At 44.3% G+C, this 21,560-nt stretch carries 31 protein-coding genes and 7 tRNA genes; 35 read left to right on the top strand and 3 right to left on the bottom strand.

Annotated features, from left to right (window positions below):
• The first annotated feature begins 5 nt into the window (after window positions 1–5).
• The 7 genes from LKD42_RS05630 (at window position 6) to LKD42_RS05600 (ending at window position 813) form a co-directional block, all read left to right on the top strand.
• Window positions 6–77: transfer RNA gene (locus LKD42_RS05630), tRNA-Asn, on the top strand.
• Window positions 78–251: 174 nt separating this feature from the next.
• A tRNA-Glu gene (locus LKD42_RS05625) sits at window positions 252–323 on the top strand.
• Window positions 324–347: 24 nt separating this feature from the next.
• A tRNA-Thr gene (locus tag LKD42_RS05620) sits at window positions 348–420 on the top strand.
• Between the two features lie 3 nt (window positions 421–423).
• Window positions 424–497, top strand: a tRNA-Ile gene (locus LKD42_RS05615).
• A 63-nt stretch (window positions 498–560) separates the two neighbouring features.
• Window positions 561–634, top strand: a tRNA-Asp gene (locus LKD42_RS05610).
• A 6-nt stretch (window positions 635–640) separates the two neighbouring features.
• Window positions 641–713 (top strand) — tRNA-Val (locus LKD42_RS05605).
• A 14-nt stretch (window positions 714–727) separates the two neighbouring features.
• Window positions 728–813, top strand: a tRNA-Leu gene (locus LKD42_RS05600).
• A 128-nt stretch (window positions 814–941) separates the two neighbouring features.
• Here LKD42_RS05600 and LKD42_RS05595 read toward each other — a convergent pair.
• Window positions 942–2,054: a tyrosine-type recombinase/integrase gene (locus LKD42_RS05595; RefSeq protein WP_248835055.1), complete on the bottom strand. Its 1,113-nt coding sequence runs from the start codon at window positions 2,052–2,054 to the stop codon at window positions 942–944.
• Window positions 2,055–2,622: 568 nt separating this feature from the next.
• Window positions 2,623–3,399: a helix-turn-helix domain-containing protein gene (locus tag LKD42_RS05590; protein WP_248835054.1), complete on the bottom strand. Its 777-nt coding sequence runs from the start codon at window positions 3,397–3,399 to the stop codon at window positions 2,623–2,625.
• 154 nt (window positions 3,400–3,553) lie between these two features.
• On the opposite strand from LKD42_RS05590, the gene LKD42_RS05585 reads away from it, so the two are divergent.
• The 27 genes from LKD42_RS05585 to LKD42_RS05455 all read left to right on the top strand — a co-directional run bounded on the left by LKD42_RS05585 (window position 3,554) and on the right by LKD42_RS05455 (window position 19,036).
• Complete coding sequence (locus LKD42_RS05585) at window positions 3,554–3,763, top strand: HAD family hydrolase (protein WP_173897169.1); 210 nt, start codon at window positions 3,554–3,556, stop codon at window positions 3,761–3,763.
• A 119-nt stretch (window positions 3,764–3,882) separates the two neighbouring features.
• Window positions 3,883–4,023: a hypothetical protein gene (locus LKD42_RS05580; RefSeq protein ID WP_248835053.1), complete on the top strand. Its 141-nt coding sequence runs from the start codon at window positions 3,883–3,885 to the stop codon at window positions 4,021–4,023.
• Window positions 4,020–4,217, top strand: a complete 198-nt coding sequence (locus LKD42_RS05575; RefSeq protein WP_248835052.1) for a hypothetical protein — start codon at window positions 4,020–4,022, stop codon at window positions 4,215–4,217. Before LKD42_RS05580 ends, LKD42_RS05575 begins: the two co-directional genes overlap by 4 nt.
• A 62-nt stretch (window positions 4,218–4,279) precedes the next feature.
• Window positions 4,280–4,612 carry a hypothetical protein gene (locus tag LKD42_RS05570; protein WP_248835051.1) on the top strand — a complete coding sequence of 111 codons (333 nt, stop codon included), beginning with the start codon at window positions 4,280–4,282 and terminating at the stop codon, window positions 4,610–4,612.
• On the top strand, window positions 4,581–4,964 hold the full coding sequence (locus tag LKD42_RS05565) for a hypothetical protein (RefSeq protein WP_248835050.1): 384 nt from the start codon (window positions 4,581–4,583) through the stop codon (window positions 4,962–4,964). Before LKD42_RS05570 ends, LKD42_RS05565 begins: the two co-directional genes overlap by 32 nt.
• A 110-nt stretch (window positions 4,965–5,074) precedes the next feature.
• Complete coding sequence (locus LKD42_RS05560; protein WP_283094965.1) at window positions 5,075–6,550, top strand: YfjI family protein; 1,476 nt, start codon at window positions 5,075–5,077, stop codon at window positions 6,548–6,550.
• 124 nt (window positions 6,551–6,674) lie between these two features.
• On the top strand, window positions 6,675–7,007 hold the full coding sequence (locus tag LKD42_RS05555) for a hypothetical protein (protein ID WP_248835049.1): 333 nt from the start codon (window positions 6,675–6,677) through the stop codon (window positions 7,005–7,007).
• Window positions 7,008–7,100: 93 nt separating this feature from the next.
• Window positions 7,101–7,292 carry a hypothetical protein gene (locus LKD42_RS05550; RefSeq protein WP_248835048.1) on the top strand — a complete coding sequence of 64 codons (192 nt, stop codon included), beginning with the start codon at window positions 7,101–7,103 and terminating at the stop codon, window positions 7,290–7,292.
• A 102-nt stretch (window positions 7,293–7,394) separates the two neighbouring features.
• The gene (locus tag LKD42_RS05545; RefSeq protein WP_248835047.1) at window positions 7,395–7,631 is read left to right on the top strand and encodes a hypothetical protein; all 237 of its coding nucleotides are present in this window, start codon (window positions 7,395–7,397) and stop codon (window positions 7,629–7,631) included.
• Between the two features lie 67 nt (window positions 7,632–7,698).
• The gene (locus LKD42_RS05540; protein WP_248835046.1) at window positions 7,699–8,037 is read left to right on the top strand and encodes a hypothetical protein; all 339 of its coding nucleotides are present in this window, start codon (window positions 7,699–7,701) and stop codon (window positions 8,035–8,037) included.
• Between the two features lie 598 nt (window positions 8,038–8,635).
• Complete coding sequence (locus tag LKD42_RS05535) at window positions 8,636–8,812, top strand: hypothetical protein (RefSeq protein WP_248835045.1); 177 nt, start codon at window positions 8,636–8,638, stop codon at window positions 8,810–8,812.
• 122 nt (window positions 8,813–8,934) lie between these two features.
• Window positions 8,935–9,120, top strand: a complete 186-nt coding sequence (locus LKD42_RS05530) for a type II toxin-antitoxin system HicA family toxin (RefSeq protein ID WP_248835044.1) — start codon at window positions 8,935–8,937, stop codon at window positions 9,118–9,120.
• A gap of 35 nt (window positions 9,121–9,155) precedes the next feature.
• Window positions 9,156–9,560, top strand: coding sequence for a type II toxin-antitoxin system HicB family antitoxin (locus tag LKD42_RS05525; protein WP_022118138.1), 405 nt, complete (start codon window positions 9,156–9,158; stop codon window positions 9,558–9,560).
• Between the two features lie 191 nt (window positions 9,561–9,751).
• Entirely contained in the window at window positions 9,752–10,399 is a 648-nt protein-coding gene (locus tag LKD42_RS05520) for a hypothetical protein (protein WP_248835043.1), read from the top strand.
• A gap of 13 nt (window positions 10,400–10,412) precedes the next feature.
• Window positions 10,413–11,072 (top strand): hypothetical protein, encoded by a 660-nt coding sequence (locus LKD42_RS05515; RefSeq protein ID WP_248835042.1) that lies wholly within the window; start codon window positions 10,413–10,415, stop codon window positions 11,070–11,072.
• A 70-nt stretch (window positions 11,073–11,142) separates the two neighbouring features.
• The gene (locus LKD42_RS05510; protein WP_248835041.1) at window positions 11,143–12,033 is read left to right on the top strand and encodes a sigma-70 family RNA polymerase sigma factor; all 891 of its coding nucleotides are present in this window, start codon (window positions 11,143–11,145) and stop codon (window positions 12,031–12,033) included.
• A 341-nt stretch (window positions 12,034–12,374) separates the two neighbouring features.
• Window positions 12,375–12,713: a hypothetical protein gene (locus LKD42_RS05505; RefSeq protein ID WP_248835040.1), complete on the top strand. Its 339-nt coding sequence runs from the start codon at window positions 12,375–12,377 to the stop codon at window positions 12,711–12,713.
• An 11-nt stretch (window positions 12,714–12,724) separates the two neighbouring features.
• Entirely contained in the window at window positions 12,725–12,976 is a 252-nt protein-coding gene (locus LKD42_RS05500; RefSeq protein ID WP_173896226.1) for a hypothetical protein, read from the top strand.
• Between the two features lie 22 nt (window positions 12,977–12,998).
• The gene (locus tag LKD42_RS05495) at window positions 12,999–13,358 is read left to right on the top strand and encodes a hypothetical protein (RefSeq protein WP_248835039.1); all 360 of its coding nucleotides are present in this window, start codon (window positions 12,999–13,001) and stop codon (window positions 13,356–13,358) included.
• 5 nt (window positions 13,359–13,363) lie between these two features.
• Window positions 13,364–13,678 carry a YjcQ family protein gene (locus LKD42_RS05490; protein ID WP_173896224.1) on the top strand — a complete coding sequence of 105 codons (315 nt, stop codon included), beginning with the start codon at window positions 13,364–13,366 and terminating at the stop codon, window positions 13,676–13,678.
• Between the two features lie 77 nt (window positions 13,679–13,755).
• On the top strand, window positions 13,756–13,971 hold the full coding sequence (locus LKD42_RS05485) for a hypothetical protein (RefSeq protein WP_215658702.1): 216 nt from the start codon (window positions 13,756–13,758) through the stop codon (window positions 13,969–13,971).
• A gap of 221 nt (window positions 13,972–14,192) precedes the next feature.
• The gene (locus LKD42_RS05480; RefSeq protein ID WP_022118757.1) at window positions 14,193–14,873 is read left to right on the top strand and encodes a hypothetical protein; all 681 of its coding nucleotides are present in this window, start codon (window positions 14,193–14,195) and stop codon (window positions 14,871–14,873) included.
• A 59-nt stretch (window positions 14,874–14,932) separates the two neighbouring features.
• On the top strand, window positions 14,933–15,493 hold the full coding sequence (locus LKD42_RS05475) for a glycerol-3-phosphate acyltransferase (protein WP_283094964.1): 561 nt from the start codon (window positions 14,933–14,935) through the stop codon (window positions 15,491–15,493).
• The gene (locus LKD42_RS05470) at window positions 15,468–16,613 is read left to right on the top strand and encodes an MGDG synthase family glycosyltransferase (RefSeq protein WP_248835038.1); all 1,146 of its coding nucleotides are present in this window, start codon (window positions 15,468–15,470) and stop codon (window positions 16,611–16,613) included. Before LKD42_RS05475 ends, LKD42_RS05470 begins: the two co-directional genes overlap by 26 nt.
• A gap of 199 nt (window positions 16,614–16,812) precedes the next feature.
• Window positions 16,813–17,397: a 50S ribosomal protein L25 gene (locus tag LKD42_RS05465; RefSeq protein WP_022118755.1), complete on the top strand. Its 585-nt coding sequence runs from the start codon at window positions 16,813–16,815 to the stop codon at window positions 17,395–17,397.
• A gap of 296 nt (window positions 17,398–17,693) precedes the next feature.
• Complete coding sequence (locus tag LKD42_RS05460; protein ID WP_248835037.1) at window positions 17,694–18,143, top strand: hypothetical protein; 450 nt, start codon at window positions 17,694–17,696, stop codon at window positions 18,141–18,143.
• 62 nt (window positions 18,144–18,205) lie between these two features.
• Complete coding sequence (locus LKD42_RS05455) at window positions 18,206–19,036, top strand: PHP domain-containing protein (RefSeq protein ID WP_173865698.1); 831 nt, start codon at window positions 18,206–18,208, stop codon at window positions 19,034–19,036.
• Here the strand turns inward: LKD42_RS05455 and LKD42_RS05450 are convergent.
• Window positions 18,984–19,721 (bottom strand): tRNA 2-thiocytidine biosynthesis TtcA family protein, encoded by a 738-nt coding sequence (locus LKD42_RS05450; RefSeq protein ID WP_248835036.1) that lies wholly within the window; start codon window positions 19,719–19,721, stop codon window positions 18,984–18,986. The genes LKD42_RS05455 and LKD42_RS05450 overlap by 53 nt on opposite strands.
• 403 nt (window positions 19,722–20,124) lie before the next feature.
• Here LKD42_RS05450 and hydG point away from each other — a divergent pair, with 403 nt between their 5' ends.
• Window positions 20,125–21,549: a [FeFe] hydrogenase H-cluster radical SAM maturase HydG gene (gene hydG / locus LKD42_RS05445; protein WP_022118751.1), complete on the top strand. Its 1,425-nt coding sequence runs from the start codon at window positions 20,125–20,127 to the stop codon at window positions 21,547–21,549.
• The last annotated feature ends 11 nt before the right edge of the window (window positions 21,550–21,560 follow it).

Genomic DNA, 21,560 nt, shown 5'->3' with positions numbered 1-21,560 from the left:
TGTGATCCTCGATAGCTCAATGGTAGAGCATTCGGCTGTTAACCGAAGGGTTGTTGGTTCGAGCCCAACTCGGGGAGCTGACCTGCAGTAAAAACTGCAGGTCTTTTTTTGCTTTTTATAGAATGTATGCTTGATGCGAACAGGAACTGTGAAGTTACAAAAAATGAAAGAAATTAAAAAAAGTACTTGATATTTATAAATATCTATGCTAAAATTGTTAATGTCGCTGAGAGATTCAGCAAAGTAAATAAGGCTCCTTGGTCAAGCGGTTAAGACATCGCCCTTTCACGGCGGTAACACGAGTTCGATTCTCGTAGGAGTCATTTCGTAAAAGTATATACGGATATGCCGATGTGGCTCAATTGGCAGAGCAGCTGATTTGTAATCAGCAGGTTATCGGTTCGAGTCCGATCATCGGCTTCTGGACCTTTAGCTCAGTTGGTTAGAGCAACCGGCTCATAACCGGTCGGTCCTGGGTTCGAGTCCCCGAAGGTCCATTCAAGCTATCAAATATTAAAATATTTGATGCAAAGACAACAAGTTATACTTTTACAATGTATGGCCCAGTGGCTCAGTTGGTTAGAGCGTCGCCCTGTCACGGCGAAGGTCGTCGGTTCGAGTCCGATCTGGGTCGTTTAATGGGATCTTAGCTCAGCTGGGAGAGCATCTGCCTTACAAGCAGAGGGTCACAGGTTCGAGCCCTGTAGGTCCCATTTATAATGAATATGCCGTAGTGGCGGAACTGGCAGACGCCCGGGACTTAAAATCCCGTGGGTAGTGATACCCGTACCGGTTCGATTCCGGTCTGCGGCATTTTTTGCAATATGCATATATAGGAAAACGACTGAAAAACACTGTAAAATTAAGGTTTTCAGCCGTTTTTTATTTTTCTATGCCGGAACAGAACGGCAAAATCCTGCCCCTTTTCTGCCCCTTCAAAATCAGATGATTTTTGCCTGTCTGATCTGGTCGTTATCACGCTCTGTCAGTTTCTCTGTCACGTGCAAATAAATTTCCCTGGTCACTTTGCTGTTCTCATGTCCGAGCCGCCGTGCTATGGTCTCAATGTTCACACCGGAAGCAAGCAGCATAGATGCGTGTGTGTGCCTGAGTGTGTGTGCTGTGATCCGCCGCCCTATAAGCTTCTCAGATCGTTCACGCAGATACTTGTTGTAACTGAATGGGTTTATATGGTTGCCGTTCCGGTTGAAGAACAAGAGCGGAGTACGGACACCATACGCCATGCTTTCAAGCTTGGCAGTTAAAAGCAGGTCTCTGCAGATCGGCTCAAGCTCCGGCTGTATATATACATCCCGGATAGAGCACAATGTCTTTGGAGTCCCCACGCTCCTGTTATTTGCATCATAAGTCTTATTTACGTGAATGACTTTGTTATACATATCCAGGTCGGCAGCAGTCAGAGCCAGAGCCTCACCGATCCGGAGACCGGACAGGACGAGAAACCGGGTAAGCTGCTGCCATTTTTTAATCTCAATACCCCGGATCAGCGTTGTAAGCTCTTTAGATTCCAAGTATTTATCCTGGATCTTTTCCCGGTGTGTGGTATCCTTGAACGGTTTGAACTTGCGGAGATAGGCAACGTCTGCGATATAATCGTTTTCATATCCCCAGTTAAGCAGGGCAATGAGCCTTATTCTGCGTTCATTCAGTGTGCTGAAAGCCTCCCCTGTGTGCAAGAACCGCTCTTTGATGTAGTTCGCTGTCAGGTTCTCAACGAGGACGTCAGCCCCTAAGATTCCCAGTAAAGCCTTGCACTGGTAGAAGTTCCGGCGGTAAGTGGATTCCTTAACACTTTGCTTTTGGTAGGCTCTGTAGTGTTCCACAAGCTGCCAGAGGGTGAGCGGTTGCACTTCTTCCGGTTGTTCGTTCTGTCTTTCTTCAATGATTCGCAGCAGTGCCTGCTGTGCGAGCTTCTTTGTACTGGGGTTGTTCTTGTCCATAGTTACGCTTACACGCCGTATTTTCCCGGTCATGTAGTCAGTGTAACGCTCCGTGTACTTGTACTTTCCTGTTTTGGTTTTCTCTACCCACATAAAAACATCTTCCTTCCTCTTTGCGTGGCGGTGCGTGAGTGAAGTTTAAGACATTTTCCGGTGTTTTTCAACTGCTGCCGGTCTGATCATAGTTCAAAAAGTTACAGATACTAGCAATTAGTTGACGTAAGTTTGAAATTATAGTAAACTATTCTGGTAATAGTGCATAACCAAAACGATCAAAGAAGCTTCGACCCTGTACCCGAAGGGCTGGGGCTTTTTTGTTGCCTTTTTCGCCGGCGAAACGGTGGAACATTTTTGATACACCCTTTTCCAATCCACATTTTTTCCATGAAAATAATGAGAGTGTAGTTTGTTACTGCATGGGGTCGAGTTTTGCGACCTCATTTTTGTTGACACGATACGCACGTATAAGGTTTACTTCCCAAAAATGGGAAGCGGTTTTACTCATTTTTGAGTAAAAGACCTGGGATCGTGTTCTGCTCATTTTTGAGCAAAAGCATCTGGCAGAACATTTTGTTATACCATCCTGATCAGGAATAGATCTGCAGGTGATGGGGTGTTTATCCCGTCAGCTTTTTTTCATTTCCGGAAGAAAGTAGATCAGCTATTCCCATTCATCCGGATTGTGCATAATATCATCAGCGTTTTTCTTTTCTTCCGGTGTTGCCCCTCGGTCATTGGCGGCGTTCATGGCTTTCGGTTCGTCCCGATCGGATAAAAGCATGTGCGTTACCTCGTTCGCTTTGAAATTAGAGAGCATTTTATCAAAGTTGTATAAAGCAAAATCATTTACGGAATGTAAAAAAGTGTTAAGGGTTTCGGGGTCAACAAAATAGCCCAGCATTTTGTTTTTATTTAGGACATGATAACCGGGGTCACCTAAGTACCAACATTTTCGTATCTCATAACCGTTTTCATATAGCAAATTCATAATATATTCGGCTTTAGGGTTGGGGCGTTCCTTTTCCTGAGTGCTCCAAAAATCCTGAACCGGTATGCAATATAAATCTGCAAGTGCTCGAAGTTCCTCGGGGGTTGGTGTCAACGTATTATTTTCTAATGCCTCTACATAATCAGGAGACGAGTCGAGAGCAGAAGCAACTACCGATATAGAAAGCCCGAATGTTTCCCGATACATTTTAAGGTTTTTTGATAATATACTCCCTAAACTTTCTTTTTCTTCCCATCCCATCAAATAAGCCGGTGTGGTGTTAAGAGCTTCAGCAAAAGAAACCACTTTACTTTGTACGATATCATTTACACCGCTTTCTATTTTGGCGATAGTGGTTTTACTTTTATAACCCAATCTTTTCGCAAGTTCCGCTTGCGTCATTCCCAATTCTTCTCGCCTGGCTTTGATTCGTTTTCCTATGTTTGCCATAAATTTTCCTTCCTTTCTTCCCATCTTATCATAACAAAAAAGTGATTTAAAATCAATCTTTTTTGTAAAAAAAGAAAAAAATAGTTGACTTATAATCATCAAAGTGATAAGGTTTAAACAGATGATTTAAAATCATCAGAAAGGAGGAGAAGCAATGACAGATACAGAAAAGTTAAGAAATATTATCAAAGAAAAAGGCTTAAAACTTAAGTATGTTGCTAATTATTTAGGACTTTCCGAGTACGGATTTGCGTTGAAAATTGGCAATAAAAAGGAATTTAAAGCCGGAGAAATAACAATGTTGTGTGAATTGTTAGGAATAACAAAACTCAGCGATAAAGAAGCGATTTTTTTTAAAAAGTAAGTTGATTTTAAATCACTAAAAGTACTGTGGCGGTGCGTGGGTGAGGTCTAAGACCGGAAAGGAGCAGAAGCATGACAGATCAGCAGGTATTGAGATACACGCAACTGTGCAAGCGTAGAATGGACATTCTGTTGCACTCTGGTGCGTCCTGGTTGCCGGAATATGAAACAGAGCTTAAAAGCATCGACCAGGAATTAAAAGAGCTGTCAGAGGTAAAAGAAGCAGCACACAGGGCAAGAGAAAGGAGAGTGAAAGCATGAGAGCAAGAGCATTACTGATTGAGACCCTTGTGGGGATCACATCGGCAGCAGTGGCAGCAGGTGCGTTCTGCTGGATGGTCAGATATACCGTACTGAAAGAAGCGGACATGATCGTTATAGCGGCGTTTTTGTGGCTTTGGGTAGCCTGTAAGCTTCTTACATGGGCAAACCGCAGAAATACACACGTAGCATAGACAAACACCTCACAGGGCAAAATAAAGCTTTGCAGAGGCATAACAGAAAGGAGAACAAGCACATGACAATTTTAAAAGTCACATACGGCAACCCGGTAGCATCCATTAAGGGTATCTGCGAGCATTACCAGATTTCAGACCGAACAGCCAGAATGATCGTTAAAGAGTTGGAACAGGAGCGAGGCAGATACGGAGATTACACCGTGCTGGGTGATGGAGCATTGAAGCGTGTCAATTTCCTGGCGTTCACGGACTACTGGCAGTTTAGAAAAATGCTCCAGGACAAGAACGCACGCAAGCACGTACCAGTATACAGTCCGCAGAAGGTAGCAAGAAGTTTAGGCTTTTACGGCGGTGAAACTTATGACGGCTCAGGAAATCAGATCAGAAGTTAAGGCGATCACGGCAGCAGTCAAGCGGCACGAGTGGACACCGGAAGTATTTAAACGCACAGAGGCGATCTTGTACTATCCGGGCGGCGATATCTTCAACACCTTAAGAAGGGAACTGCTGCCGGAAGAATACGAAGCCTTTGATCGTGCGTATTGTAACTATTTCCGTCCAGATCTCACAGACCTGACAGACTGGATCAGCAGAAAAAGGAAGGAGGAAGCATGGAGACAGAAGAAAGCAGAGATCTTGAAGCAGAAGCAGCGGAGCTTGAGGAAAGAGAGCGAACTCTTAGAGCAGAAAGAGAAGCACTTGCAGAAGCAGAGGCAGAACTTGCAGCAGAGCAAGAACGATTGAACCGGGAAGAAACGGAGCACAACAGAGAGTTTTGTCACGAAAGTCACGTTTGTCACGCTGTCACAGAGGGTGGAAACAGTAGTTCTGCTAGTTTTGCTAGTTTTGCTCCTATGGTGCGAACACAAAAACAACTGTGTGAGTTCCCGGTGGATGCGTTACCGGATAAGATCCGCCCATACATACAAGCAACAGCAGAATCCTTACAAGTCTCTGTTGACATGGTAGCAACGTTTGTGATTGCAATCATCTCTTTATGTGTACAGGGTAAGTATAGAATACAGGTAAAACCGGACTGGGAGGAACCTGTAAACCTCTATGCGGTGGTAGTTATGAGACCATCAGAGAGGAAATCACCAACACTTAAGATGGTATCCGCACCGGTATTCGAATACATGGAAGAAGAAAACGAACGCAGACAGCCGGAGATATCAGAGAACGAAACAAAAAAGAAGATCTTAACCGGTCAAATAACTAATATTTCCAGGAAAATAGCTGGTAGTTACAAGAAGAAAGATAGTGAATATACTATGAGTGATTTGCTGGAGTGTCAGGAAGAACTGAGGAAGTTGGAGGAAGAAGGATTAAAAGAATTAAAGTTAATCGTAGATGATGTAACACCGGAAGCACTTGTAAGTACCATGAAAGAGAATGACGACAGAATTGGTATTGTATCGGCTGAGGGCGGTATTTTCGGTACTATGGCAGGAAGATACAACGATCATACAAACATAGATATCTTTCTAAAAGGTTATTCTGGTGAATACTACTCTACTGCAAGGATAGGCAGACAGGGAAATACCTTAAAGCACCCACTTATCACTATTGTACTTGCGGTACAACCTCAAGTTATATGTGACATTATGGATAATAAAGAGTTCTCTGGCAGAGGATTACTTGCAAGATTCCTGTACAGTATACCCAACTCTTTAGTTGGTAGCAGGAAATACCGCACAGAACCAGTAAATAAAGCTCTTAAGGAAGATTATAACAACTTGATTAAGGATCTGTTTAAGACGAATGAAATGGACTTTGAAAGAACTATACACCTCAGTGAGGAAGCAGACTTACAAAGTGAGATATACAACCAGCAGATTGAGAGACGTTTAACGGATGATCTGGAACAGATAGAAGAATGGGCGGGGAAGCTTCACGGCAACACTATGCGTATAGCTGCTATATTCCATATAGTAAAGTATGGATGGGACGCTGTGAACGTACCTCTGGAAGCCGAAACACTGGCAGGAGCTATAAAAGTAGGTCAGTACTATCTTGAGCACTCTAAGGCAGCATTTGACATGATGGGGTTATCTGATCCACAAGACGTAAAGGACGCAAAATACATAATTTCACGTATAGAGACACGTGACAAATGTGACAAACGTGACAAAACAATAACAAAACGTGACTTGTTGCGATTATGTCGGCAGTTTTCAACGGTGGAAGAGATGGAACCCGGTTTACAAGTGCTGGTTGAGCATGGCTATATTGCCATCAAAAAGGAGAAACCGGCTAGAGGTGGAAGAGTCAGTGAGCAGATTTACATAAACCCGGCTTACTACCAGTGGAAAGAAGAGCAGAGGAAATAAGGACACGGGACAAAATACCAAAAATACCAAAAAAGTCAAAATGACAAAAATGACAAAATTACCCCAAAGAGCAGAATAGCAAAACTAGCAAAACTACCCTTTGGGGAGAAAGAGAGGGGATAATATGACATTTTTAACAAGAGTTGACAGACAGTTTATGCTGCGTAACTGGATCAGCAGAAACTTGAAGCCGATCAAACGCTTTAATATGTATTATGGTGATTCCAGAACTTTGTTAAGACTTGCAAAGGAAAATGACGAGCGTCTTGCAGACATTGACCACGAAGAATTTAAACAGGCTATGGCACGCTGCGGATTCTATGCAGATACATCATATACAGACGAGCATTACACAAGTTTGATTTACAATGTTTCAACACGAAGCGTCAAAAAGCTTATGGAGAACAGGAGACCAGATCTGCTCAAGCTTGTACCGGTAAGCCAGTTGGAAGAGTAGCAGCATTATATTCATTTTCTGAGTCCCTAAAAGGGCAACGAACAAAGAACGAACAAAGAGAACCGGGCAGGATACCGGAACAAGGAGGATAACATGGAGAACAGAGAAACACCGTTACCGATGCCAGCAACAGACATGACGGTAAAACTTTTTAGAGCAATGAGCAAAGCGAGCGGCGAAAATATCCGTTTTATGTATTCAATGGCATTTGCCGGGGGGACTGCTGACGAAGCAGAAACCGGAACAGCACAAAGACAGCACGCTTACCATGTTGCAGCACATTGAGAACCCGGAAGCATGGGAAAAGATTTATAAACTTGTGAATGTGTTGTGGCTCAAGGAAGCTACTTACAGAACCGTAGAGTTAGAAAAAGGAGTGAAGAAAGCATGATGAAGCGAGAGGGAAGCGTGAGAACGCTGGAAATTATCAAAGAATGTGCGGACGCCGCAGGAGGGTGCACGATCAGCCTGGAACAGGCAGAGAAAGCAATGGAAATTGAACAGCTTGAGCGAATTGCAGACGCTCTCGAAGGCATTAGCGGACACCTCAGCCGCCTTACAAGCTGTATCGGCAGCAGTGGAGCGTTCTGCATCGCTGGGGACGTTCTGTTGGACAAGGAATAGTAAACACAGAATAGCCGTCCTGCTGCCAGAATAGCACAGGGCGGCGGAAAGGGCAAGGACAAAAAAGATGATGAAGGGTAAGACGATCGTAGACACAGAGAAATTACAAGAGCTTCTGAAGCTGGCAAGAGCGTTTGAGAATTCACTTTCAGCGGCAGAAATTGCAACAGAGAACGGGGAACTGATGGCGAGTGACTTAAGCGAGAGAATGGCAGAGACAAAAGAAGATTACATGAAAAAACATGAATACAACCGTAACCGGATCAGCAGCAACATTATTGCTGATTACGCACGAGATGCACTCCTTAGCGTCAGAGAAATGGGGGGGCAATATTACAATATCATAAAAGTATTGGAGTCTCTGGCAATTAGTGAACACGGTAACACGCAGGAACAGACAGAGTAATTCATGCAGGTGCCTTCCTGGGAGCCTTTGGCGGGGCGATCAGGACGCACCGGAGCTATTGAAGTCGAGGGGAAGTCGAGAAAAGACAAGAACAAGAGTGAAAAGGTTCACGGTCGTATGCGAGCGTTCGGAAACAATAACGAGCGTTCGCAATGTCCCAGGACGAAACAAAAGGGGGCAGGCGTTGCAGATCCCGGATGCTGACCAGGTAAAACACCGACTCAGCGTTGCAACGTTCCAAAACCACGAATAGAGCTGCTGCCCTTCCTGAAACCGTTACCAGAGGCAGACGGACGGCAGCAGGATAGCAAACGAAAGGGACTGGCAGAAATGGTGGAGACTTGCCGGGATTGTCCGGAATGTCAGACCATCAAAAGGGGTCACCAGAATGGTGACACCTTGCAGGATGCTAACAAATGCTAACGTTGAAAATATAATGGGGGTCGCAAATCGCTATCCCCTTGCCACTGATCGGAAGCAAGAAGGGGGTAACGAAACGGGCACACCTTTGCAGGGGAGCAGATCAGTTTGACGCACTGGAAAGTTGGGAAGTGCTAAGGTTCTGACGGGAGATCCCAGGACCGGAAAGGAGAGGCTAATGAGTGCAAAAATAAAAATCAGCTACGAGAAGCCGGAAGAGTTGAAGCAGATTGTCGGTATGCTGTCACCTGTCATGCGTTCCTGCAAGGTCGCAAAAGGGCAGCAGGGACGTTATAAAAAGGCTTATGTGGAAATAGAGGGCATAGCGGATAAGATGCCGCAGGAAAGCGAATAATAAACAGGAGAGCAGCCGGAAAAGCTGCTTTCTTTTTTGTAAAATAATACGTATAATAAGTATAAAATACCTTGACAATACGTGCAACACGTACTATAATAGACAATGTAAGGGAGGTGCACATGCGTTACAGAGAAATTGACAAGATACTGAGGGCTGATGGTTGGTATGAAGTGAAACAAGTTGGATCACATCACCAGTATAAGCACCCAGCGAAACCGGGTAAGGTAACTGTCCCAGGACACGCAGGGAAAGACCTGAACCCGACAACAGTAAAATCAATCTTGAAACAGGTGGGGCTGGCATAAAGCCCCAGCCTCCCCAAGAAAAGGAGTGATGATAGATGAAATTAGTTTACCCGGCATTATTTACACCTTTTGAGGATGGCAGCGGCGGCTATACGGTTGAATTTCCAGACCTTCCGGGATGCGTGACCGAGGGCGAGGACATGGCAGAAGCCTTATTCATGGCAGAAGATGCGGCGAGTGGCTGGGTTCTGACCGAGCTGGAAGACGGCAACCCGGTGCCTCATGCTTCGTTGATCCAGGACGTAACAGCCGAACCGGGGCAGTTTGTCAGCCTGGTTGCTCTGGATATGGACGCATACGCAGCAAAATACGGCAGTAATGCCGTAAAGAAAACCCTTACAATTCCGGCATGGCTTAACACTTTCGTAGAGCAGAACGGCATAAGCTGTTCTAAGGTACTGCAAGAAGCTCTTGGAAAAATGGCACAGGCAAGGCAATAAAAGCTTGTACAGAGCCACAGAGTACGTTATAATAGGGGCAGAAGTACCCCGGTTATACGGCACAGAGCCATAAACGGAAGCTTAACAAGCGTGGGAATGAACAGGACTCAAACAGAGTCGGTTTGTTCCTGCGTTTTTTTTGTTCCCGTGCCGGGGCAATATTACGGATCAGAAAGGACAAGGTAAAGACTATGACACCAAAACGACAGTTAATTGATATTTTTGCCAGATACAAAGCGGCATATGAAACGATGCAGAGAGAAAAGCAGCAGATTGACAGTGATCCTTACACTACGCCAGCGGGCAAAGAAACCCGGATGCAGGAGCTTTTTAACAGATATAAGGCAACTGTCCAGGGATACCACGACAAAGCCGCTGAGGCGGTAAATAATGGCATCGCAGGCTTGAATGAGAAATGGGTGAGCACATTAAAAGGCAAGATCACAGACGCAGGCTACCAGATCGGATTGCAGAACGTGCTTGTGATGATTGAAAATAAAGCGATCAGCCGCCCGGAAGATATGCGGGCAGTTGTTGAAACATACCGAGGCGATCATGCAGCACTTGAACTGGTCCGCCAGAAGCTGTTAAAGAGCGATGATGCAAATATCAGAGCCTATGCGTCAGAAGTACCAGGTGACAACAGGAGCCGCAATATAAGCCTGCTGGAGCAGTTGAAAGCGAATATTGATAAGTATATCACGATCAACGCAGTACAGGCGGCGTCAAAGTCCTGGAATGCATTCAACCAGGGATTGACGGACGTATCCAGCAGCATGGACAGCATGACGCAGTTCTTGCAGACAAAATTAAATGATGACTTATCACTGGTGGAGTAAGGGGAACAGCTGAATGATGAAAGAGAGATTTACCGAAGTAGCGAACATTTCAACAGATGTGCTTAGTGGACTGGGTAAGCTAGTAAGTGCATATAAAGAGTATACGGAGACACTGGCAGCAGTACAGAAACAGATCGAATACACGAAAGAATATAAAGAGAAATGTGCACAGACGGCAAGAGAGAATCTTGTCAGAAAGACCGCCGGAACGTGCAACACAATCAAGATTCAGCTTGAAAGCCTTGAAGACACCGTGAACAGTCTGGATCAGACACTCAGTGTTGCGGATCCGGAGCTCATGCCGTGCGTGGGACTCCTGGCAAACAGTCCGGAAGCACTGTCTTTGGAGCTGATCGGAAGCGTAGCGGAGAAGTTCAAGGGTAACAGGCTTGCACTCCTGGCATTGGCAGCAGTCGCAAAGGAGAATAACAAGAGCTTCCTGGAAGGAAAAGCCGTGGATGGAACAGGAGCGGTCAAACAGATAAGAAATAAGTTTGATATGCTGGCAGACGGCTACCCGAAAACGCTGCACCTGTTGCCGGAAGTAAAAAATGACCTGGTGAAGCTGTGCGAAGCATATGGGCATGAGATCGGGGATGCGGCAGACACTTATCTTGGTGCAGATTATGGCGATATCGTCAACTTGATTATGAGAGAGGCAGCCGGTTTATAAGCCGATCAGAACTGCAGAACAGCTCCGGACAGAAGTTCCGGGGCTTTCTTTATATGCGGAGGTGGCGAACATGGGAGAGGAAAACGTGACAAACGAGCAGCTTGTGGCACGGATCCAGGCAAGCATAGACGTTCCAGACAATATGCTGAGGCTCTGGCAGCAGAATCAGGGATATATTGGACTGATAGCAAAGAATTACCAGGCATTTGAGGACATCGAGGACTTGAAACAGGAGGGGTATATAGGGCTTTGCAGGGCGGTAGATGAGTATAAACCGCAGGAGGGCGTAGCTTTTATGACCTATGCCGGTTACTGGATCCGGCAGCAGATGCAGAGATATGTGGAGAACTGTAGTTCTGTGGTACGTGTGCCATCCCATGCCAGGGCAAAGGCTCACCAGTATGAAAAAATAGTGGACGATCACCGGAAAGAATACGGCTGTAAGCCAGCAAATGACCAGCTACGGCGGTATTTTGGTGATATACAGAGCAATACCATAGAACTCGCCAGAAGTGCCAGCACGGGCAGGATACAGAGCCTTGACATGAGCGTGGGAGAGGGGGACGACTGCACGGTGGGTGACCTGCTGCCGGGGACGGCTGACGTTGAGGGGGACGTGCTGGACAGGGTAGAGCAGGAAGAGCTTAGGGCGGTACTGTGGGGAACGGTGGACACACTGCCGGAGAAACAGGCAGAAACTATCCGGATGCGGTACCGGCAGAGCCGCACACTCAAACAGATAGGCGAGGAGCTGGGATGCTCGGTTGAGATGGCAAGGACGCATGAAAGAAAGGCACTCAGGGAGCTTAGAAAGCCGTCAAGGGCGAAGAAGCTCAAGCCGTTCTTTCCGGAAGCTGACCGGCAGCGGATCTATTCCAGGGCGATCAGCGGCACCGGCTTGACCAGCTTCGAACATTCTTGGACAAGTGCCACGGAAAGGGAAGCGTTACAAGGATTGTAATTATTTCGCCCCTTTTCTGCCCCTTTTCGAGAAATTTGGAGAGGGAAAACAGCAAGAATACAGTGTTTATGCGGCTTTCCGGGTTTTCTCAGAAAGTCCGGTCTGCGGCATTTTTTGCAATATGCATATATAGGAAAACGACTGAAAACCCTGTAAAATCAAGGATTTCAGTCGTTTTTTGTTTTTCTGTGCCGGAACAGAACGGCAAAATCCTACCCCTTTTTTGCCCCTTCAAAATCAGATGATTCATGAAATAGCCTAAGCACGCAGAAATGCGTGCTATTTTTGTACCCATTTTTAAGGAGGTGAGAAACCAGCAGAACGTACGCTATACGCCGGAGATGATGCGAAATGCTAAGATTGATTCGAACCAGTACGAACGGTACAGGGAAGTCCTGAAAGAAGATGCAGGAAGCCTTGCGGATTTCAGGCAGATGAAGTATAATGAGCCTGAAAAATTTGGAAACATGAGCGATCCTAAAACAGGAAAACTAAGATCAGGAGTAACAGTGGACGATATATCCGAAGCATTAAAAACGCTGTTAGATGTCAGAACTGTGAAGACCGACAGGCAGGGGCGAAGAAGTCAGAAGTATATCGGAAAATACGCAACTGTGACAGTAAATCCAGACAGCGGTATACTGCTACAATGTAATCCAACAGACGCCGACTATATTTAGGAGAATAAAAAATGCGAAAGTTTAAACTCAAAAGTGATCAAATTGAATTTCTTAAAAAAATGTATCCGGATAATGAACTTGTTCAGCGTGTGCTAAAATCAGAGAAGAATGGCAACTTTGAAATAGATGTTGATACAGAGATTGATTTCATGGAGTATATTGAAGACGAATCCGTATATTGGATGGACGCAAACTATGAAGCATCTCCGAAGACATACATGTTGGAATCAATAAGGGATGACATTTTTTATCAGACGAATTAGATGATGCTTGAGGTGATGAAGTATGAGAGCAGAAGATGATCTTACATATCAGGAATATAAAGACAGAGTTCATGATGCCATGAATTTAATAGAATTTTATGGCTGGACACCGAGACAGGTCACAGACTGGATGACAGAAGAAGATAATGAGCTGCTTATTGGCACATCAGAAGCACTCTGGATCATTTCTATTGGAGCTTATGAAGTGGAGCATGACATTCTGGAGGAGAGAGTACTGGAGCAGTTGTCGTATCATATCCCACGCTATGAGATGGGAAAATACAACGACATCACGCCGGAAGAAAGAGAGCTTCTGGAGAAGGATATTGCATTTATCCGCTCGAAAGTCGAATTGTGGAAGCTGAAAAGCTATGATGGGTGATGCTTATGGACAATTTCAAAATCATTTACAAAATACTTTTTACACTGGAAAGGTCCATGGATCTGGAGAAGTTTAATCCGGACAGCATCAGCCCGGAAGCATTGAAGATTTCTGATGAACGTTGGAATAAATACATGGAAATGTTGTTGGATGCAGGATATATAAAAGGGGTAAAGATACAGAAATATGTAGCAGGTGGAACCAGTGTGGATATCGATGACATCCGTATCACTTTAAAAGGTCTTGAATATCTGAGCGAAAACAGCATTATGCAAAGGTTATATAAAGCAGCAAAGGGAATAACGGAATTAGTTCCGTAGTTTTACCACTGGTCTTTCGACTGGTGGTATTTTTGTACCCTTTTTTAAGGAGGTGAGAAACATAAAAAGCAAAACTTATGAAGAATTTGTTGAAAAATTCAAACCGAAGAAAACGACAGACGACTGCTATACACCGATGGATTCTTCAGGGGAAGGTCAGACAAATATTGGATGCTATTGGGGATTGTATTGATAGAAAAGGATTTGCACCACCAGATTATTATGATTACAATGAGTTTGGACGAGAAGCTCAGAAAGTATATGATAGAATTTATGAAAATAACTGTATTTGATTAAAGGAGTATAGTACGCAGAGATGCGTGCTATTTTTATACTTATGCTGATAAAAATCGCCTTGTAGGAAGATGAGAGATAAAAGTAAAAAGAAAGATAGATTTGTTAAGAAATATACGGCGAATATTCTTGACGTAAAAATACTGTATGTGTAAAATGAAGAAAATGGAAACGTGAATAAAACATAAAAACAAACTATGAAAAAGAACAGGAGAAGAAAATGAAGCAATTATGGAAAAAATTTGATAAATTGACGGAAATTTGTTATATGAGTGAGCTGGAGGATAACTGTCCTCAGTGGGATGAGGCTTATGACGTCTTCAAACAACTTGTTGCACAGGGAAGAGAAAAAGATCCGCAGTATGCAGCTGAGATCCTGAAAATGGATGATGCTACGGATTTTGCGTATGGTGTGGCAGACTGGATCGAGGATTATCTGGACGAGCTGGATGCAAGGGAAGAACATGAAAAATTAATGGAAAGATGTGAGGAACTGTTGAATCTGTTCCAGTGGCAGGAAGTATATCCGGGAGATTTGAAGTTTCGGATCGCTTCAGCTCTGGCTGCGGAAGATAAAAAGGAAGAAGCACTGAAATTCTGTGAGAAATGGTATGCAGAAGATCAGCATGAGATGGCTGCAACAGCTCTTGTGTACGCAAAAATGACCCTGAAAGATCTGGAAGGGGCGGAGGACGTTGTAAGAAAATATATTTCAGAAGATACGCCTTGTACAGATGAGAATGATATTCTGTTTATGGCGGCGGCTGATCTGTATCTTGTAAACGGAAAGGAAAAGGAGCGGATGGCAGTTACGGAAGCTCTGCAGAAATACGAACAGGAGTTAGAGGGATATTCGGAAGATATGGAAAGCGATATTTCTTTTGAACTGCCTTTCGAATAAGAAAAAGAGGCTGGAGGAAAAGAAGGATGCAACTGGCATATGTTTTTCTTGGATATTTTTTGGGGAGCATGTTGTTTGGATATCGCATCACATGGCTGTTGAAGGGCGTTGATATCAGAAAACTTGCAGAGGATGAAAATCCGGGAACGTATAATGCATTTGTGTTTGGCGGATTCTGGTGCGGGATTCTGACATTGCTGGCGGATATGGGCAAGGGATATTTGCCGGTGATACTGTATCGTCAGAATTATAGTACAGAGGAGCTGATCTTTGCTCTTGTGATGGCGGCACCGGTGTTTGGACATGCCTTCTCAATTTTTCACGGAAGAAAAGGTGGAAAGGGAATTGCAGTTTCTTTTGGGGTACTGCTGGCGTTGTTTCCAATCTGGAAACCGGTGCTTTTGCTGGCGTTTTTTTATATCTTATTTTCGGTGGTTTTTAAGATCCGTTCACATCGCAGACGTTCAATTGTGACTTTTGGCTGTTTTTGTGTCGGCTGCCTGTCTCTGGTTCCCATACCTGCGATTCTTTTAGGATGTGTCCTGATTTCGTGTATTGTGATCTATAAGCATCATCTGATGGAGGAGAAATCAAATGAAAGTGCTAATCTTATCCTGTAATACAGGCGGCGGACATAATGCGGCGGCACAGGCGATCGCAGAAGCAATCCGCGAGCATGGTGAATGTGCAGAAGTGCTGGATTATCTGTCTCTTGCCGGAAAAGGAGTATCAAAACTGGTCGGGGATGGTTATGTGAAGGTTGTTAAAAAAGCACCGGCCATGTTTGGCGTGGCGTATAAACTTGGAATGGTGGTAAGTCGACTGATGAAAAAATCTCCGGTGTATTATGCAAATGCCAGAATGGCACGCTATCTGGAAGAATATCTTCAGGAAAATCCGGTGGATGCGATCGTTATGCCACATCTTTATCCGGCAGAAACGATTACTTATATGCGAAGAAATGGGTTTGCTTTGCCGCTTACGGTGGCCGTGATGACAGACTACACCTGTATCCCGTTCTGGGAAGAAACCGACTGCGACTATTATATTACACCGCATAAAAAACTGCATCCGGAGATCATAAAAAGAGGAATTCCAGCATATAAACTGAAAGCGTTTGGTATTCCGGTATCCAGGCAGTGCCGGGAGGATATTTCCAGAGAACAGGCACGCGATATGCTTGGACTGGAGCAGGAAAAGAAATATTTTCTGCTGGCGGCAGGAAGTATGGGAACAAAAGCAATCGTGCATATCCTGGAACTTTTGCTGGCAATGCGAAGCAAAAAGGAAAATCTTGTGGTCATCTGTGGAAGCAACCAGAAGTTAAAGAAAAAGCTTCAGCAGAAATATAAAAACAGAAAAGAGGTAACGCTTGTCGGTTACACAAAAAAGATGCCTCTTTATCTGAAAGCCTGTGATGTGATCTTTACGAAACCGGGAGGACTGACTTCTACCGAAGCGGCAGTCAGTGGTATCCCAATCGTGCATATCCGGCCGATTCCGGGATGTGAGACGGAAAACAGGAGATTTTTCCGGATGCTTGGAATGAGCGTTTCCGGAAAGACAGCGATTGGTCAGGTGGTAAGCGGTGTGCGTCTGATCCACGATGAAAAAAAGGTAAAACGGATGCTGGAGGCTCAGAAAAGAGAAATAAATCCGGATGCTTCCGAAGAATTGTACTATTTTTTGAACGCAGAGAACCATTCCCCCGCTTCAAGTGTGCAGAGCACTAAGCGGTGAGCAAGTAGCGAAGCGGATTGTGAATGTCCGCTTTACAGAAAATACGAAAAAAATGCACAAATAAGAGCCGAAAAGAATTTGATTTTTGGTTAATCGTTTTGTTATATAACGATTATAATATAGGCGTAACAAGAAAGAACTTAACAAAACCTCTTTGTTGAAGGCTGCTAAGAAATCAGATTTTTGGAGGAAAAGATAAATGAATACTTTAAAAGCTGAAAAAAGAAGCACAGATGAAAAAGCAAAGAAACTGAGAAGAGAAGGATTTGTTACTGGTAACTTATTTGGCAGAGAGATAGAAAATTCTATCATGCTGAAGCTGAGTAAGAAAGATGTAGAGCAGTTGCTCAAAGTAGATAACAAAGGTAGTCAGGTTATGCTGGAAGTAGACGGCAAACAGTATGATGCCCTGATCAAAGACATTCAGTACAATGCAATGGCAAGAAGAGTGGATGAGATTGATTTCCAGGCTCTGGTAAGCAATGAAAAAGTTCATTCCGTTGCAGAAGTCATTCTGGTAAATGCAGAGAAAGTTGCAAGCGGTGTTGTACAGGAAGGTTTAAGTGAGATCGCATACAAAGCATTGCCGGCAGCACTGGTTGATAAAGTAAAAGTAGATGTTGGAAATATGAAAGTCGGCGATACGATCCGTGTAAAGGATCTGGAGATTGCAAAAGATAAAGAGATTGATCTGTCAACCGATCCGGAAGCAGTTGTGGCAACGGTAACAGCCGTACATAATGTTGTACCGGAGACAGAGACAGAAGAGACAGCAGAAGAATAAAATAAAAAGTGGTATAAGAAATAAAAAGCGAAAGGCATCCGTTCTTAAGAATCAGAGAAAATCTGAAGAAAGAACGGATGTTTTTTTGCTTGAAAAAGAAGGGAAAAGAGTCCAGATGCTTTTTGAGGGATTGAGGTAGCAAAAAGCAGGCAGCTGTGCTATACTCTTAGCAGGAGAAGAATAGTAGAAAACAAAAATTTCGGTTGGATGGATTTTCTGCTGTGATATAGAAATGGGAAGCTTATTCAATCAAGAGAAAAGGGAAGTGTCAGAAGAACGGAGGAATAAAACATACAATGAACATATTTCAGGGATTTCGAAAGCTGCTGTTCTGTGTAATAGCAGCATGTACGGGAATGGTTGTCGGATATCAGCTGAGCCGTGTACTGTTCGCAAATGTGAGACTGTGTCTCGGAATCGGTGCAGTCTGTGCGGTGATCCTGGGTATACTGGCTTTTCGGTTTTACCGGTCGGGGCTGTTTCTGGTCTGTGCAGTACTGATGTTTTTTGTTATAAAGACGCTGCTGCACCGGGAAGACTGGTGGGTATATCCGGTTTCATCACTTGCGGCACTGGCAGCAGGCTACAGTGTTTTTCTGCTTGAAAAACCGGCAGAAAATATTTCAGAGACATCGGATGTCACAGAAGAAAAGGGAAAAGATAAGAGAGAGAAAAAAAGTCACAGAAAAAGAGAAGCAGATGAACAGAAGGAACGTCATGCACGTCGCAGACAGGAAAGAAGCTGAAAAACCAGCGTTCTGTGAATGTGGTTTTTCAGTACAAAGAGCGTTTCAGGAAGGAGTTTCTTGTGAAATTTGATATGCATTGCCATACAAAAGAGGGATCTTTGGATGGAAAAGTCGGAATTGAAGAATATATTCGCATTTTGAAGGAAAAAGGTTATCAGGGAATGTTGGTATCTGACCATAATTCTTATAATGGTTACAGATACTGGAGAGATCACATCAAAGGAAAAAAGTATACGGACTTCGTAGTGCTGAAGGGAATTGAGTATGATACAAACAATGCAGGACATTTTCTGGTAATTCTGCCGGAAGGTGTAAAGCCGCGTATTTTGGAAATGCGGGGGATGCCGGTAGAATTGCTGACCAGGGTCGTACATGCTTACGGAGGAATTCTCGGACCGGCACATCCGTTTGGAGAGAAATATTTAAGTTTTGGAAGTTCTAAGAAATATCAGCGAAATCCGAAGATCATGCAGGAGTTTGATTTCCTTGAGGCATACAATTCCTGTGAAGTGGAAGAACGGAATCAGGAAGCAAAGAAGGCGGCCAGAAAGTACTTTCTGGCAGAGTTTGGCGGCAGTGATTCTCACAAAGCGGACTGCATTGGAACGGCATATACAGAATTTCGTGAACCGATCCATACAGAATCCGATCTGATCGAGCAAGTGAAACGCAGAGCACCGATCAAGGCAGGCGGCACGTATTATCATGGTACGACCAAAGAAAAAATCGGCAAGGCGAACGATCTGCTGTTGTATTCTTTCTGGGTCTACAACAAAGTGGCCGGTTTTGCCAAATACAACAAACGCAGAAAGCAGCGAAAATATCTTCCGCTTTCCATCAGTGGCGGTCAGGGATTATACGATCCGGCCAGTCAGAAAGTTCCGCATTGAGAATGGCAGTAAACATCCGGTTTTTGACACCAGGATTTTCTAGGTTCAACTGACGCAGAAGCTGTTTGCTGTACTCGCGGCGTGTATGTCCGTCAGCCGGACAGGGACTTTTGGCAACCGGGAGCTGATATTTATGCCAGAATCCGATCACATCCGCTTCATCGACAAAAAACAGCGGACGGATCACAGTCAGATCCATTTGATCTAAATATGTTTTCGGTGGGAACGAGTAAAAGCGTCCTTCATAAAGAAGAGACAGAAGCATAGTCTCGATCACATCATCCTTATGATGTGCGTAGGCGATCTTATTGCAGCCAAGTTCTTTAATGGCAGCATTGAGAGCGCCTTTTCTCATTTTAGCACACAAAGAACATGGGTTGTTTTCACGGCGTTCTTCAAAAATGATCCGGGCAATCTGTGTATCCACGATTTTATAGGGAATTTCAAGCGTCCGGCATATTCTTTTGATTGGCTCCAAATCAAGATTCTGGAAACCAAGGTTCACGGTGATGGCAGTCAGATCAAACGATTTCGGATAAAAGCGTTTCAGGCCATAGAGTGCACACAGAAGCGTCAGGCTGTCTTTTCCTCCGGAAATGCCGACTGCGATGTGGTCTCCTTCGTCGATCATCTGGTAAGTATCGACTGCCTGACGGGTGAGACTTAATAATTTCTGGTATTTCATAGCTATACTCCTTCAATATTCGACTGAAATAATATGATATGATGCCAGGGTCAAAAGGTCTAAATCCACATGAGCTTGCTCATAGGTGGATGAAAGACCTTGGGACCCGCCCCTATATGAGCATAAAAGTGGGATGATAATCCCACGATATGCGAATACTGAGGTGGATTGTTCTGTACTTCGCACTTTCAAAATTCTGGCATCATGGAATAACAAAACCTTACCTTATAAATGAGAAAAAGTCAACGATTGCAATTCATATCCAGAGTCGGTATAATAAAATAAATCAGGGAACAAATGGAGAAAAAATGGATGCATCCATTTTTATATCGACAGGTTCTGCTAAATGATAAAAAGCCTGGGGAATGTGTCAGACTATGGAGAAGAAAGGCAGGAGATGAAAATGTGTCAGTATGACAGAGAATCAAAAAAAGCGGAAGAATTTATCAATCACGAGGAGATTCTTGAGACGCTTCGCTATGCGGAAGAAAATAAGCATAATGAAGCTCTGATCGCTCAGATCCTTGAGAAAGCAAAAAAGAGAAAGGGACTGGAACACAGGGAGGCGATGGTGCTTCTGGACTGTGATATCGAGGAGAAAAATCAGGAGATCTACGCTCTTGCAGAGCAGATCAAGAAGGATTTTTACGGCAATCGAATTGTTATGTTCGCACCGCTGTATTTATCAAATTATTGTGTGAATGGATGCGTATACTGTCCATATCATGCAAAGAATAAGCATATCAGCCGCAAAAAGCTGACACAGGAAGAGATCCGAAAAGAAGTGATCGCACTCCAGGATATGGGGCATAAGCGTCTGGCACTGGAGACCGGGGAGGATCCGGTCAACAATCCGATCGAATATGTGCTGGAAAGTATCAAGACGATTTACAGCATCAAACATAAAAACGGAGCGATCCGCCGAGTGAATGTAAACATTGCTGCGACAACGGTGGAAAATTACCGGAAACTGAAAGAGGCAGGAATCGGAACTTATATTCTTTTTCAGGAGACCTATCATAAAGAAAGTTATGAAAAACTGCATCCGACCGGACCGAAGCACAATTACGCTTACCATACTGAGGCGATGGACCGTGCCATGGAGGGGGGGATTGACGATGTAGGCATCGGTGTACTGTTTGGGCTGGAATTGTACCGTTATGAATTTGCAGGACTTCTGATGCACGCAGAACACCTTGAGGCGGTACATGGTGTGGGACCGCATACGATCAGCGTGCCGCGTATCCGCAGAGCCGATGACATTGATCCGGAGACCTTTGATAATGGCATTGACGATGATACGTTTGCAAAGATTGTGGCATGTATCCGTATTTCTGTTCCGTACACCGGAATGATCGTCTCTACGAGAGAAAGTCAGGCCTGTCGTGAACGGGTGCTGCATCTTGGTGTATCACAGATCAGCGGCGGTTCCAGAACGAGCGTTGGCGGTTATGTAGAACCGGAAGCGGAAGATGATAATTCTGCACAGTTTGATGTCAGTGATAATCGATCCCTGGATGAGGTTGTAAACTGGCTGATGCACCTTGGTTATATTCCGAGTTTCTGTACCGCATGTTATCGCGAAGGAAGAACGGGAGACCGTTTTATGAGCCTGTGCAAGAGCGGTCAGATCCAGAACTGCTGTCATCCGAATGCATTGATGACATTAAAAGAATATCTGATGGATTATGCATCAGAAGATACCAGAAAAATCGGTCTGAAACTGATCGAGAAAGAGATTCCGAATGTACCAAGAGAAAAGACAAGAGAGATACTGGAGTACCACTTAAAAGAGATTGAAGACGGTCAGAGAGATTTTCGTTTTTAATGCAAGAGTGT

The organism is Hominisplanchenecus faecis (assembly GCF_020687205.1).
GTDB classification, from domain to species: domain Bacteria; phylum Bacillota; class Clostridia; order Lachnospirales; family Lachnospiraceae; genus Hominisplanchenecus; species Hominisplanchenecus faecis.
This window is presented reverse-complemented; position numbering and strand designations above follow the sequence as displayed.

Bases quoted from the DNA above. Each gene is read 5' to 3' on its own strand.
- LKD42_RS05510 (WP_248835041.1), top strand. From the start codon at position 11,143: ATGGGAGAGGAAAACGTGACAAACGAGCAGCTTGTGGCACGGATCCAG.
- LKD42_RS05585 (WP_173897169.1), top strand. From the start codon at position 3,554: ATGACAGATACAGAAAAGTTAAGAAATATTATCAAAGAAAAAGGCTTA.
- LKD42_RS05495 (WP_248835039.1), top strand. From the start codon at position 12,999: ATGAGAGCAGAAGATGATCTTACATATCAGGAATATAAAGACAGAGTT.
- LKD42_RS05520 (WP_248835043.1), top strand. From the start codon at position 9,752: ATGACACCAAAACGACAGTTAATTGATATTTTTGCCAGATACAAAGCG.
- LKD42_RS05530 (WP_248835044.1), top strand. From the start codon at position 8,935: ATGCGTTACAGAGAAATTGACAAGATACTGAGGGCTGATGGTTGGTAT.
- LKD42_RS05590 (WP_248835054.1), bottom strand. From the start codon at position 3,399: ATGGCAAACATAGGAAAACGAATCAAAGCCAGGCGAGAAGAATTGGGA.
- LKD42_RS05545 (WP_248835047.1), top strand. From the start codon at position 7,395: ATGATGAAGCGAGAGGGAAGCGTGAGAACGCTGGAAATTATCAAAGAA.
- LKD42_RS05515 (WP_248835042.1), top strand. From the start codon at position 10,413: ATGATGAAAGAGAGATTTACCGAAGTAGCGAACATTTCAACAGATGTG.
- LKD42_RS05575 (WP_248835052.1), top strand. From the start codon at position 4,020: ATGAGAGCAAGAGCATTACTGATTGAGACCCTTGTGGGGATCACATCG.
- LKD42_RS05560 (WP_283094965.1), top strand. From the start codon at position 5,075: ATGGTGCGAACACAAAAACAACTGTGTGAGTTCCCGGTGGATGCGTTA.
- LKD42_RS05490 (WP_173896224.1), top strand. From the start codon at position 13,364: ATGGACAATTTCAAAATCATTTACAAAATACTTTTTACACTGGAAAGG.
- LKD42_RS05525 (WP_022118138.1), top strand. From the start codon at position 9,156: ATGAAATTAGTTTACCCGGCATTATTTACACCTTTTGAGGATGGCAGC.
- LKD42_RS05485 (WP_215658702.1), top strand. From the start codon at position 13,756: ATGAAGAATTTGTTGAAAAATTCAAACCGAAGAAAACGACAGACGACT.
- LKD42_RS05465 (WP_022118755.1), top strand. From the start codon at position 16,813: ATGAATACTTTAAAAGCTGAAAAAAGAAGCACAGATGAAAAAGCAAAG.
- LKD42_RS05450 (WP_248835036.1), bottom strand. From the start codon at position 19,721: ATGAAATACCAGAAATTATTAAGTCTCACCCGTCAGGCAGTCGATACT.
- LKD42_RS05480 (WP_022118757.1), top strand. From the start codon at position 14,193: ATGAAGCAATTATGGAAAAAATTTGATAAATTGACGGAAATTTGTTAT.
- LKD42_RS05570 (WP_248835051.1), top strand. From the start codon at position 4,280: ATGACAATTTTAAAAGTCACATACGGCAACCCGGTAGCATCCATTAAG.
- LKD42_RS05550 (WP_248835048.1), top strand. From the start codon at position 7,101: ATGGAGAACAGAGAAACACCGTTACCGATGCCAGCAACAGACATGACG.
- LKD42_RS05555 (WP_248835049.1), top strand. From the start codon at position 6,675: ATGACATTTTTAACAAGAGTTGACAGACAGTTTATGCTGCGTAACTGG.
- hydG (WP_022118751.1), top strand. From the start codon at position 20,125: ATGTGTCAGTATGACAGAGAATCAAAAAAAGCGGAAGAATTTATCAAT.
- LKD42_RS05505 (WP_248835040.1), top strand. From the start codon at position 12,375: ATGATGCGAAATGCTAAGATTGATTCGAACCAGTACGAACGGTACAGG.
- LKD42_RS05565 (WP_248835050.1), top strand. From the start codon at position 4,581: ATGACGGCTCAGGAAATCAGATCAGAAGTTAAGGCGATCACGGCAGCA.
- LKD42_RS05595 (WP_248835055.1), bottom strand. From the start codon at position 2,054: ATGTGGGTAGAGAAAACCAAAACAGGAAAGTACAAGTACACGGAGCGT.
- LKD42_RS05470 (WP_248835038.1), top strand. From the start codon at position 15,468: ATGAAAGTGCTAATCTTATCCTGTAATACAGGCGGCGGACATAATGCG.
- LKD42_RS05540 (WP_248835046.1), top strand. From the start codon at position 7,699: ATGATGAAGGGTAAGACGATCGTAGACACAGAGAAATTACAAGAGCTT.
- LKD42_RS05500 (WP_173896226.1), top strand. From the start codon at position 12,725: ATGCGAAAGTTTAAACTCAAAAGTGATCAAATTGAATTTCTTAAAAAA.
- LKD42_RS05535 (WP_248835045.1), top strand. From the start codon at position 8,636: ATGAGTGCAAAAATAAAAATCAGCTACGAGAAGCCGGAAGAGTTGAAG.
- LKD42_RS05460 (WP_248835037.1), top strand. From the start codon at position 17,694: ATGAACATATTTCAGGGATTTCGAAAGCTGCTGTTCTGTGTAATAGCA.
- LKD42_RS05580 (WP_248835053.1), top strand. From the start codon at position 3,883: ATGGACATTCTGTTGCACTCTGGTGCGTCCTGGTTGCCGGAATATGAA.